Source organism: Spirillospora sp. NPDC047279, assembly GCF_040643285.1.
In the GTDB taxonomy this organism is placed as follows: Bacteria; Actinomycetota; Actinomycetes; order Streptosporangiales; family Streptosporangiaceae; genus Spirillospora.
In genome coordinates, this window is the sequence record NZ_JBEYUA010000001.1 from 167,757 (window position 1) to 178,328 (window position 10,572).

At 71.7% G+C, this 10,572-nt stretch carries 11 protein-coding genes; 4 read left to right on the plus strand and 7 right to left on the minus strand.

Going from position 1 to position 10,572, the window contains the following annotated elements; genetic code table 11:
* Window positions 1-70: 70 nt before the first annotated feature.
* Together ABZ810_RS00865 and ABZ810_RS00870 are read right to left on the minus strand one after the other, a co-directional pair.
* Entirely contained in the window at window positions 71-1,054 is a 984-nt protein-coding gene (locus tag ABZ810_RS00865; protein ID WP_358397500.1) for an NAD(P)-dependent alcohol dehydrogenase, read from the minus strand.
* Window positions 1,055-1,209: 155 nt separating this feature from the next.
* A complete protein-coding gene (locus ABZ810_RS00870) occupies window positions 1,210-1,968 on the minus strand; it encodes a TetR/AcrR family transcriptional regulator C-terminal domain-containing protein (RefSeq protein WP_358397502.1) in 759 nt (252 codons plus the stop codon).
* A gap of 183 nt (window positions 1,969-2,151) precedes the next feature.
* Here ABZ810_RS00870 and ABZ810_RS00875 point away from each other — a divergent pair, with 183 nt between their 5' ends.
* Entirely contained in the window at window positions 2,152-3,558 is a 1,407-nt protein-coding gene (locus ABZ810_RS00875; RefSeq protein WP_358397505.1) for an FAD/NAD(P)-binding protein, read from the plus strand.
* Window positions 3,559-3,646: 88 nt separating this feature from the next.
* On the opposite strand, the gene ABZ810_RS00880 is transcribed toward ABZ810_RS00875, so the two are convergent.
* Window positions 3,647-4,036, minus strand: coding sequence for an STAS domain-containing protein (locus ABZ810_RS00880; RefSeq protein WP_358397507.1), 390 nt, complete (start codon window positions 4,034-4,036; stop codon window positions 3,647-3,649).
* Between the two features lie 187 nt (window positions 4,037-4,223).
* On the opposite strand from ABZ810_RS00880, the gene ABZ810_RS00885 reads away from it, so the two are divergent.
* Window positions 4,224-4,439 (plus strand): EF-hand domain-containing protein, encoded by a 216-nt coding sequence (locus ABZ810_RS00885; protein WP_358397510.1) that lies wholly within the window; start codon window positions 4,224-4,226, stop codon window positions 4,437-4,439.
* Between the two features lie 4 nt (window positions 4,440-4,443).
* Here the strand turns inward: ABZ810_RS00885 and ABZ810_RS00890 are convergent, their stop codons facing one another.
* A complete protein-coding gene (locus tag ABZ810_RS00890; RefSeq protein ID WP_358397512.1) occupies window positions 4,444-4,812 on the minus strand; it encodes a hypothetical protein in 369 nt (122 codons plus the stop codon).
* Between the two features lie 105 nt (window positions 4,813-4,917).
* Here ABZ810_RS00890 and ABZ810_RS00895 point away from each other — a divergent pair, with 105 nt between their 5' ends.
* Both ABZ810_RS00895 and ABZ810_RS00900 read left to right on the plus strand, forming a co-directional pair.
* Window positions 4,918-6,081, plus strand: coding sequence for a serine hydrolase domain-containing protein (locus ABZ810_RS00895; protein ID WP_358397514.1), 1,164 nt, complete (start codon window positions 4,918-4,920; stop codon window positions 6,079-6,081).
* Between the two features lie 217 nt (window positions 6,082-6,298).
* Window positions 6,299-6,889, plus strand: coding sequence for a hypothetical protein (locus ABZ810_RS00900; protein ID WP_358397517.1), 591 nt, complete (start codon window positions 6,299-6,301; stop codon window positions 6,887-6,889).
* A gap of 22 nt (window positions 6,890-6,911) precedes the next feature.
* On the opposite strand, the gene ABZ810_RS00905 is transcribed toward ABZ810_RS00900, so the two are convergent.
* From ABZ810_RS00905 to ABZ810_RS00915, 3 genes are read right to left on the minus strand one after another with little or no spacing between them, the layout of a single operon-like run.
* A complete protein-coding gene (locus tag ABZ810_RS00905) occupies window positions 6,912-7,388 on the minus strand; it encodes a (2Fe-2S)-binding protein (RefSeq protein ID WP_358397519.1) in 477 nt (158 codons plus the stop codon).
* 13 nt (window positions 7,389-7,401) lie between these two features.
* The gene (locus ABZ810_RS00910) at window positions 7,402-9,732 is read right to left on the minus strand and encodes a molybdopterin cofactor-binding domain-containing protein (protein WP_358397521.1); all 2,331 of its coding nucleotides are present in this window, start codon (window positions 9,730-9,732) and stop codon (window positions 7,402-7,404) included.
* 53 nt (window positions 9,733-9,785) lie between these two features.
* Entirely contained in the window at window positions 9,786-10,565 is a 780-nt protein-coding gene (locus ABZ810_RS00915; protein WP_358397522.1) for a hypothetical protein, read from the minus strand.
* Window positions 10,566-10,572 lie beyond the last annotated feature (7 nt).

The window sequence follows — 10,572 nt, forward strand, 5'->3', positions numbered from 1 at the left end:
CGGGCCCGCGGACGCGGTCCGGCCTTGGCCCGTCCGCCCTCCCGCACGGGCATCGCGTTCCGAGGGGAGGTCAGAGGGTGATGGCGACCTTGCCTTGGGCGTGGCCGCGTTCGATGTAGCGCAGGGCCTCGGGGAGTTCGGAGAACGGATAGGTCCGGTCGATGACCGGAGTGACCTCTTCCTTCTCCATGAGATCGGCCAGGAAGCGCAGGTCATTGGAGTTGGGCTTCCAGCTGACGATGGTGATGCGCTGGCGGCGGACGAAGGGGGCGGCCAGGGTTCCGCGGAGCACCTGTGTCGCGGGGCCGAGCAATCCGCCGCGGGCCGCGGCGATCCCGCCCACGATCACGAGCGTTCCACCGGATGTCAGGGGGCGTCGGAGCGCCGCCAGGGACCGGTCGCCGACGATGTCCAGGAGCAGGTCGTAGTGCCCTTGGCGTTCGGTGAAGTCCTCGCGCGTGTAGTCCACGGCGTCGTCCGCGCCCAGGGAACGGACCAGCTCCAGGTTGCGCGTGCTGCACACGGCCGTGACCTCGGCGCCGAACCACCTGGCCAGCTGGACGGCGAACGTGCCGATGCCGCCGGAGCCCCCGTTCACGAGGACTTTCTGCCCAGCGGAGATCCGGCCCTCGTCCCGCAACCCCTGGAGCGCGGTGTGCGCGGCCATCGACACCGAGGCGGCCTGTTCGAAGCTGAGGCGAGCGGGCTTGATCGCCAGCCTGTCCTGCGGGACGGCGACCAGCTCGGCGAACGAGCCCAGGCGGACCTCCCCGAAGACCTCGTCGCCGGGACGCAGCGCGGTCACGTCCTCGCCCACCCGCTCGACGACGCCGGCCAGGTCGGCGCCCAGGACCAACCCGGGCTTCGGTCGCCGCAGGCCGATGCTGAGCCGCACCAGCTGGGGATCGGCCCGCATGTGGCGCCAGTCGTACGGGTTGACGGACGCCGCCCGCGTCCGCACGAGCACCTCGTCCCGGGCGATGTCGGGGGCGTCGACGTCCTTGAGGGTCAGCACGTCGGGCGGTCCGTAGCGGTCCCAGCTCCAGGCCTTCATGGCGGTCTTCCTTCCACAGTCGTCGTACGTCGTAAGGTTCTCGTACGTCGTAAGGCTAACTTACGGCGTAAGAGAGTCAAGAGACGTAGCGCAAGAGGGATCGGGTGGTGGCGAAGAGTGATCGGGAGCGCGCGTTCAGGTGGGGGCGGGCGGGGTCACGCGCCGGCGGCGCGGCGGCGTTCCAGCCCTTCGAGGATCAGGTCGAGCGCGAACTCGAACTCGAACTGGTCGTCACAGAAGCCCAGGGTGTTGTCCGGGTCGTCGTGGACGGCGTCCGCCAGCATCCCGACGAGGTGCGGGAACCGGTCGGCCATCTGCTCCATCATCACGGCGGCCTCGGCGTCCGCGCTCTGGGCGCCGTCGGGCTGGAACAACTCCTGTGCGAACCCCAGCGCGCGGCTGCCCAGGACGTGCAGCGCGCGGTGGGCCAGGTCGAAGGAGAACCCGCCCGCCCGGAGAACGCCGACGACGTGGTCGATGTAGGCGATGACGGCCGGGCTCGTGGTGGAACGGCTCTCGAGCACGTGCGGGGCCCAGCGGTGACGCAGGAAGACCTTCCGGGCGGTGAGGATCCGCGTGCGCAGCGCCGCCTGCCAGTCCTCTTCCGGGGACGGGGCCTCGATCCCGTCCACCGCCGTCATGATCTCTCCCAGGATCACCTCGACGACGCCGTCGAAGACCGCCTCCTTGTTGGCGACGTGGTGGTAGAGCGACATCGCCTCGACGCCGACCTCCTGTGCGAGCCGGCGCATGGTGAGCGCGTCGAGGCCCTCGCGGTCGGCGAGCCCCACGGCCGCGCGCAGGACCCGCCTCCGGCTCAGCGGGATGCGGGGCCGCTCGGTCAGCTCGTCGGTGTCGGTGTCGGTGTCGGTGTCGGTGTCGGTGTCGGTGTCGGCGTCGGTCTGTGGGGTCATCGATCTTCCTCCCGGCGCACTCTACCCGTACACGGTAAGTCTCCCCGGCCCGAGCGCCGGCGCGGGTACTCGTGGTGCGCGCCTCCGCGGCCGTCCGCTGTGCCCGAGTGGTACTTCATGGTCGGGAAACACCCGACACAATTGCCTATTATTCTTATGGGAAATATGGGTTAGCCTCATGTCATGGATGGACGAGCAGCTCAGCGCCGTTCCGAGTCGGTGGTCGCGATCGTCGGCGGTGGTGCGAGCGCCGCGTTGACGGCCGCGCATCTCCTCCTGCGCGGTGACAGGGTGCCGCCGCGCGTGGTCGTGTTCGACCGGGACGGGCGGCACGGGCTCGGCCAGGCGTACGCGACCGAGGACCCCCGGCACCTGCTCAACGCGCCCGCGGCCCGCATGAGCGCGTTCGCCGACGACCCCGACCATCTGGTGCGCTGGGCTCGCGCTCGGGGCCTGGACGCGAGCGGCGCCGACTTCCTGCCCCGCACCCTGTACGGGTGTTACCTCCAGGACCTGCTCGCGGAGGCCTCGGCCCGCCACCCCGGCAAGCTCACGCAGATCACCGCGACCGTCACCGGCGTGGAACCGGGACGCGACCGGGCCTGGCACGTGCACGGCACGGACGGCGCGAGCCTGGAGGCCGACGCCGTGGTGCTCGCCACCGGCAACCGGGCCCCCACGGCCTGGCCATGGGCCCCGGACGACCCGCGCTACATCGCCGACCCGTGGCGGCCGGGCGCGCTGGACGGAGTGAGCGGCGGCCCGGTGCTGATCGTCGGCACCGGCCTGACCATGGTCGACGTCGCCACGACGATCGCCTCCCGCGACCCGGGCACGATCGTGTACGCCGCGTCCCGGCACGGCCTGCTGCCGCGCGCCCACCGTTCACCCGCTCCGCCCGCCGCCGTCATCTCCCCGCCGCCCGGTGAACTCACCGTGACCGACCTGCTGCACCTGTTCACCGCCGCCCTCGCCTCCAGCGACGGCGAGTGGCGCGGCGTCGTCGACGGCCTGCGTCCCCACGTTCCCGATCTCTGGGGACGCCTCCGGCTGGCCGAACGTCAGCGATTCCTCTCCTCCTACGCGCGGCAGTGGGAGGTCCGCCGCCACCGCATCCCGCCCGCCACCGCCACGCGCATCGACGACCTGCGCGCCACCGGCCGTCTGCGCGTACTCCGCGGCCTGATCGACGCCGTCGATCCCACCCGGGACCACCTGAAGGTCACCCTCGCCACGGACGGGCCCACCCGCGAGCTGGACATCGCCTGGATCATCAACAGCACCGGCCCCGCCGCCGACCCGCGCAGCGAGCCGCTCCTGCGCGGCCTCCTCGACTCCGGACTGGTCGCCACCGACCCGCTGCGCCTGGGCCTGACCGCCGACAGCTGCGGCTGCGCCGTCGACGAGTCGGGCCGGACGCGCCACGACCTGTTCACCCTCGGTCCCACGCTGCGCGGCCTGCGCTACGAGACCACCGCCATCCCCGAGATCCGCGAGCAGGCGGCCCACCTGGCCTCCGCCCACCTCGCCAAACTCTCCACCCCCGTCGAACGCGCGGACGTCCTGACCAGCCAACCCCTCCTGCGCTGACACGAGGCCGGCGACCGGAACCGCGATTTCGACGTCTACCTGAAGTGACGGCGCGTATGAGGGGAAGGTGGGCGTTCCCGCCGTCCGCTCACGCTGGGACGGCCACGTCCGGGCGCGTGGCCTTTCCCTGCCCGGCGCGGTGGCGTGCGCTGGTCTTGACCGCGCGGGTGATCGTGCCGAAGACGGCGAAGGGGCACTCCTCGTCGAGGTCTCTCAGTGCCTGGGCGCTCGGGCCGTAGAGGCGGGCCAGGGAGAGGCTTCCCCCCAGCGCGGCCACCTCGTCCGCGATGTCGCACAGCACCGCCAGGCCGCTGCCGTCCAGGTACGTGATCCCGGCCATGTCCACGACGATGTGCGGGGTGTGGACTTCCCGGAGGAACGAATCGAGCTCTGCGCTCGCCATCCGGTCGATCTGGCCCGAGAGGCTGACGACGGCGATCCCGTTGTGAAGCGCGACCGAAGCCCGAAGCATTTTCATGTCTCCCCCCTGCCCTTCTGAGGGTTCCTAAACGGGGGCAGCGAGATTTCGGTGAGAGCCCAGGTCAGATCGGCTGGACGCAGGGCCCGGCGACCGGTCCGCGGTGGCCGGTTCGTTGGAGTGAAGATCGGGCGGGGCGCCGGCGGCCCCGCTACGCTGACCGGAAACAGGCGAAGGGAGCAAATCTATGGGTAAGCATGAGAACCCCAACACCGACCACATGGCCGAGTTCCGTTCGCTCGACGTCGACGGCTCCGGCTACCTGTCCCGGGACGAGCTCATCGCCGCGTTCGCCGCCGCCGGTGACCCGCGTTCCATCGCGGAGATCGACGCCTACATCGCCACCGCCGACAAGAACGACGACGGCGGCATCTCCTACCGGGAGTTCCTCAGCGACAACTAGCACGTCACGGTTGCGCGCCGGGACAGAACCACGACTCGATGATGTCGCTGAAGTCCCGTAGATGATCGTCGTAGATCCCCCCGTCGGGGAGGATCGCGTCGGTGCTGCTGGTCGACCGCCCGGCCGGCCAGGCTTCGCAGACCTTCAGGGCGGTGTCGGTGGCCCAGGAGGACGGAGCGCGGATTCCGGCGCTCTCGCGGTCGTCCACGAACGACCCGGGGGCGGTGTCCGGCTCCTCGGGGGCGCGGTAGACGTGCCTCTCGACGGTTTTGGTGACGGTCGCCGTCGGCTTCGCCGTCACGGTCGGCGCCGGTGCGGGCGTTGACGCGATGAGCGAGGTCGCGCCGACCGCCGTCGCCCGAGGAAGGCTCATCGCGGCTGCGCCTTGAGGGCGAGATGAAGGGTGGCTCCGCCGGGTGAGGCGCGTTCGAGGACCTGATCCCTAGCGTGATGAGCCTCACGATCAAGGGGGTTACAGGTGATCAAGCACAAGCGTGCGGTGGGCGGTGCGCTCGCTCTGGCGGTGGCGGCGGGTGTCGTGGTGGTGGGCGACAACGTGCCGCGGCGGGACGCGAGAGCGACGGCCTCCGCCGGTGACGACGCGCGGCTGCGGGAGCTTCTGCGGCGGCTGACGACGGTCGACGGCGGGCCCGGGGCGCTCATCGAAATGCGGAACCGGCGCGGGAACAGCACGGTGCTGACCGACGGAGTCGCGGACGTGGAGAGCCGGGAGCCGGTGCGCGGCGACAGCAGGTTCCGGATCGGCAGCATGACCAAGACGTTCGTGGCGACGGTCATGCTCCAGCTGGTAGGGGAGGGCCGTATCGTCCTCGACGCGCCGGTGGAGCGGTACCTGCCCGGGGTCGTCCGCGGGAACGGCAACGACGGGCGGAAGATCACCGTCCGGCAGCTGCTCCAGCACACCAGCGGCCTGCCCGACGTCCTCGCCTACCTCGACCTGCGGGAGATCTTCGAGAACCCGCTCGCCCATCACGACCCGCGCGACCTGCTGGACCTCGCGCTCGCCCACCCGCCGACGTTCAAGCCCGGCAAGGGGTGGCGCTACTCCAGCACGGGCTACCTGCTGGCGGGCATGATCATCGAGAGGGTGACCGGCCGCACGTACGGGGACGAGATCCGCCGGCGCATCATCAAGCCGCTCCACCTGCGCCAGACGTACGTGCCGGGCGAGTCCCCGGTGATCCCGGGGCCGAACCCGCGCGGGTACGTCCGGCCGGGCGAGGGCGCGCCGCTCATGGACATCACCGCGATCAACCCCTCGGTCGCGGGCGCGGGCGGCGAGATGATCTCCAGCGGCACCGACGTCAACCGGTTCATGGGCGCGCTCGTGCGCGGCCGGCTGCTGCGCCCGGCCCAGCTCCGGCAGATGATGAAGACCCGCCCGACCGGCAACGCGGACGGGCGGGCGTACGGCCTCGGCCTGGAGAGCAGGCCGCTGCCCTGCGGCGGGCTCTACTGGGGGCACACCGGCGACGTCCTCGGGTTCGAGACCGCGGCCGGCGCGACGGTGCGCGGCGGGCAGGCGACGGTCATGGTCAACCTCGGCCCGCGCGGCACGGACGCGCAGAGCGCCGACATGAAGGCCGCCGTCGAGACGGCGCTCTGCGCGGGACGTTCCTAGGGAACGAGCGCGGCCAGGGGAACGTGGTGCCGGCCCGCGTGGACGGCCGGGGCACCACCCGCGATCCGGACCGGGCGGTCGCCGGCCGGGTCAAGGAGCGCCGTCGCCTTTCGGACACATGACGAAAGATCGCCCACAATCCGCTCATTGTCATGTTTGATCGTCTGGGACCGTGCCATCGGATCTTCCGGCGAACCGCGTGAGGATGAGTGACTCCATGACCGACGTACCCGGCTCGCCGTCCGGATCCGAGCGTCCGGCGGGAGGCGGCACGCCCGTCTCGGCGCCCTACCAGGTGGACATGCGCTGGCAGGGCGCCCGCGGCTGGGCGATCGCCACGGGGTTCAGCGTCTACTTCGCGCTGGGCCTGACCGTGATCACGATCGTGCTGCTGGTGACCGGCGAGGTCGGCGGGGCGATCGGGACGGCGGCGCTGGCCGTGATCTTCGGGCTGATGAGCTGGGGCCTGGTCCGGATGATGCCGCGCTACTCCACCGACCAGGGGATCACGGTGGACGATGCCGGGATCACGCTGGTGCAGGAGCCGAAGTGGTGGTTCCCCGGCCGGTCCGTTCACCTGCCCTGGTCGCAGGTGCGCGGCATCGGGCAGGAGCGGATCGTCGTGCGGGGCGAGGCCCGGATGATCCACTACGTCACCGACATCGAGCTGGCCGAGCGCCCCGGTGACGGCGCGCTCCCGAGCTGGTCGATGTTCGAGGGCGACGGCAACGTCCGGATCCTGGTGAGGAAGCGGTCCAAGCACGCGCGGATCGGCGAGGTGCTGCTCCCGGCCCGCGCCGACTCGTGACGCGTCGTTCGCCGCGTGGGCCTCACATCCTCCGGGCGGCGGACTTGATGGCCTCGCGGATGCGGGCGTAGGTCCCGCAGCGGCAGATGTTGCGGAGCTCGTCGAGGTCGGCGTCGGTGATGTCGCGGCCTTCGGCGCGGGCCTGGCGCACCTTGGCGACGGCGGACATGATCTGGCCGGGCTGGCAGTAGCCGCACTGGGCGACGTCGTGCTCCAGCCACGCCTCCTGCATGGGGTGCAGGTCGCGGCCGACGGTGCCGGGAAGGCCCTCGATGGTGACGACCTCGTCGTCCGGGCCGATCTTCGAGACGGGCACCGAGCAGATGTTGACGGCCTTCCCGTTGACGTGGCTGGTGCAGGCCTGGCAGACGCCGATGCCGCAGCCGTACTTGGGGCCGGTGACGCCGAGCAGGTCGCGCAGCACCCAGAGGAGGCGGACGTCGTCCTCGGCGTCCACGGTGATCTGCCTGCCGTTGAGCGTGAAGGTGTGGGTGGGCACGTCAGGGCTCCTGTCAGAAGGCGCGGTCCAGGCCGTTGGTGGGCGACTGCGGGGTGGACGGCTGGAGCGGGAACGGGTCGAAGCCCAGCGTCCCGTGGTTGATGGGGAAGCGGGTCGGCATCGTCCCGGTCGCGCGGCCGTACGCGCAGGCCACGGCCGCCAGGGCGGGGGCGACGGCGAGCTCGCCGGCGCCGCCGGGCTCGTCGGTGGTGGGCGGCATGACGATGACGCGGGTCTCCAGCGGCGTGTTCCACTGGCGCGTGTAGAAGTAGTTGTCCCAGCTCCCTTCGAGCGGGATGCCGTCCTTGATGTGCAGGCTCGCGGTGAGCGCCATGGCGATGCCGTCGTTGAGGCCGCCGATCATCTGGGCCTCCAGCCCGCGCGGGTTGACCGGCAGGCCCGCGTCCACGACGACCAGCGCGCTGGTGACGCGGGGCCCGGCAACGCCGTGCTCGATGGGCCGGCCGACCGTCTCGGGGCGGCAGTCGAGCTGGAGGAGGACGGCGCAGGCGGCCCGGTATTCGGCGTGCAGGGCGATGCCCTGGGCGACGCCGTCCGGCAGCGTCCCGCCCCAGCCGCCCTCGGCGACCGCCTTGTCCAGGACGGCCCGCAGCCGGGCGTTCTTCAGGAACTCGCGGCGGAACGCCACCGGGTCCTTGCCCATCGCGGCGGCGAGCCTGTCCACCACGAGTTCCCGCGCGCACACCATGTTGGGCGAGTAGACGTTGCGCATGCTCCCGGTCCTGAACTTCAGCGGGATCTCGTTCAGCGTCTGCGTGGTCGAGCCGAAGTTGTACGGGGACGACTGGCTCAGCAGGAAGAACACCTGGGAGATGGCGCCGTTCACCACGACCGGCACCTTGGCGGCGTTCGCCGTGACCAGGTCGCCGAAGCCGTGGCTGAAGCTCGTCTCGGTGCTCACGTGCCGCTGCTCGTACTCCAGGACGTCCCCGCCCCGGTAGCTCGCGCGGACGCGGGAGACGCACATCGGGTGCGCGCGGCCCTGCCGGACGCTGTCGGTCCGCGACCACGAGAGCTTGACCGGCTTGCCCATCTTCCTGGAGATCTCCGCGGCCTCCACCGCCGCGTCGGGGTGCAGCCGCCGCCCGAACGAACCGCCGCCCTCCACGACGTGCACCTTCACGGCGGTCACCGGAAGGGACAGCAGTCCGGCGATCGCGTTCTGCGCGTCCCCGGGGACCTTCAGGCTGGACCAGATCTCGGCGCGGTCGGCCCGCACGTCCGCGATCGCGACGTCCGGCTCCAGCGGGGAGTTGCTGGCGAACATGAAGGTGAACTCGGCGTCGATCGACTTGCTGAACAGCGGCGGCAGGCCCAGCGACGGCACCGCCCTGCGGAGCTTCGCCAGCACGGTGCCGTCGGACTCGCCGGCCACCGGGCCCGGCCGCCAGGACACGTCCAGGGCGCGGATCGCGTCGACGCACTGGCCGAACGTCCGGCCGCGGACCGCCACCCCGTGCTTCAGCACGGCGACGTCGGTGATGCCGGGCATCGCCTTCACGGCGGCGGCGTTGCGGACCGAGGCCACCGTGCCGTCGATGGTCGGCGGGCGGCGCACCATCGTGGGGAGGGCGTCCGGCACGTTCAGGTCCATGCCGAACCGTTTGCGGCCCGTCACGGCGGCGAGCGCGTCCACACGGTTCGCCGGCCTGCCGATGAGGGTGAACTCGGACGGGTCCTTCAGCGACGCCGAGACCTGGGTGACGCGGGTGGCCGCGGCGGCCTTCGCCAGCGACCCGTAGGTCGCCTGCCTGCCGCCGTGCCGCACCATTCCCGCCTGGGTCGTCACCTTGGCGGCGTCCACGTTCCAGCTGCGCGCGGCGGTGGCGACGAGCCGCTGCCGCGCGATCGCGGCGGCGGTGCGCACCGGCGTGTAGAGCGTCCGGACGGACGTCGAGCCGCCCGTGAACTGGTTGAACAGCAACTCCGGCCGGGCGTCGGAGAGCGTGACGGTGACCCTGTCCAGCGGGAGGTCCAGCTCCTCCGCGATCAGCATCGCGACGGTGGTGGTGATGCCCTGGCCCACCTCCGCGCGGGGAAGGGCGAACGACGCCGTCCCGTCCTCGTGCACCTGAACGGTGATGAGCCCGGACGTCGGCGCCGAGGCCAGCTTGACCAGGTCGCCGACGTCGAAGATCTCTTCGGGCTGGAGAGGGGACGGGACGACCGCCGATGCCGATCCGGCGGTCTCCGTCGCCGTCGCCGGGTGGTCGCCGGTCCACTGCACGGCCACCGCCAGCGTCGGGGCGGCGACCAGGTAACCGAGGAACCGCCTGCGCCGCAGGCCCTCGTCGGGTTCGTCCGGTGCGCGGTGCTGATCCATGGCGGCCCTCCTGGCGACCGTTCGTGCGGTGGGAGTCGAGGGGTGTGGTGAGCTCAGGGCTTGGGGCCGGACGAGGGCTCCGCCGAAGGCGAGGGCTGCTGCCTGCCCTGCGGGTCGACCATGCTCTCGTTCGCCGAACCGACCGAGGTGACGTTGGAGACCTGCCACCGGTCGCCCCGGCGCTCCAGGCGCATGTCCAGGAACGAGCCGATGACGCGGCGGGTACCGGCGGAGCTGCGCACCTCGGAGTCCATGACCACCACGGCCTTGGCCGTGCCCTCGGTGACCTCGCCCAGGTAGACGGCGCGGACGGTCGCGGTCGCGTCGGCCTTGAGCTTGGTGATGACGCCCTCCAGCCCGCCGGTGAACGCCTCGTCGTAGGTCTTGGCGAAGTCGTCGGAGGCCAGCGCGAGCACCCGGTCCCGGGCCGCCTGGAGCTTGGTGTGGTCGTAGCTGAGCAGGGCCTGCCCGAACTCGGACGCGCTGGCCTTGATCCGCTTGTGCTCGGCCTCCTGCCGGTCGGCCCGGTCGGCCTCGCGCCACTGGAGGCCCGCGGTCACGATCGAGCCGATGAGGACGACCACCACGGTCGCCCTGGTCAGCAGGGACTTCTGCGGAACGCGCAGCCACGATCGCCGCGTCCCGCCCGGCTCGTCGGGCTCGTCGACTTCGTCGGGCTCCTCCGCCGCCGCGGGCGCCGCCTCGGCGGACTCGGGCCCGGTCTCTCGGGGCTCGGTGTCCGCCGCGTTCGGGTGCTCGGGTGCCGCGCCCTCGGTGGTGGTGTCCTCGGCGTTCTCGCTCACTTCGGCCGGGGTGGTGGCGCTCTTGGTCATGAGTCCT